This is a genomic window from Paenibacillus sinensis (assembly GCF_019904155.1).
Taxonomy (GTDB): domain Bacteria; phylum Bacillota; class Bacilli; order Paenibacillales; family Paenibacillaceae; genus Paenibacillus_AQ; species Paenibacillus_AQ sinensis.
Window position 1 is genome coordinate 633 of sequence record NZ_JAHCMB010000065.1, and the last position, 584, is coordinate 1,216.

The 584-nt window shown below is 40.2% G+C and carries 1 protein-coding gene; it reads left to right on the top strand.

The window, feature by feature from the left end:
* The coding region (locus KIH86_RS08825; RefSeq protein ID WP_223110401.1) for a hypothetical protein at nt 1–584 on the top strand (584 nt) is incomplete at both ends.

A 584-nucleotide genomic window follows, 5' to 3' on the forward strand; every position in this document is an offset into this window, starting at 1 on the left:
CCAATACTATTCATGTTCTGGTTGGGGGGATTAATGAAGGGGATGTGACAGCACCTATTGTAAAGGATAATGTCCAGATGCTTCCTATCGGGCCGATCTTGAAAATTACCGACATTTCAGGTGGAGAGACTGTTTCCAGAAACGCAACGCCACTTCAATCCTTCGTCACTTTTATGGGTACTTGCTATAAGTTTACTGAAGGAGATACCACTGTAACTGAATATGTTGTTGATGAATCTAGTGCGAATTTTGAACTTACAGGGCAAACGTATCAGCTAGAAAAAGCGGCCATCTTTCCTTACGCGTCAGAAGGTGCGTTTGTTCCGCTATCCTTTCTCGAGAAAATCATTCTTGAAACTCTGGATAAAGATATTGAGATTTCATCCAATCAGATAACTATTGCCCGGCTCGATAGCAAAAGAAATCAAAGTCATGTTTTTGGATCTCAAGAGGATTTAAAAAAATTACAGGAAGAAATCACATCTGACAAGAACAATCAAGGTATAGTTTTGGCAATGAAGATCAATAGTCCTTGGTTGCTAACGCTAGATGATGGTGGGGTATTTGACAGTAACGATGGCAGT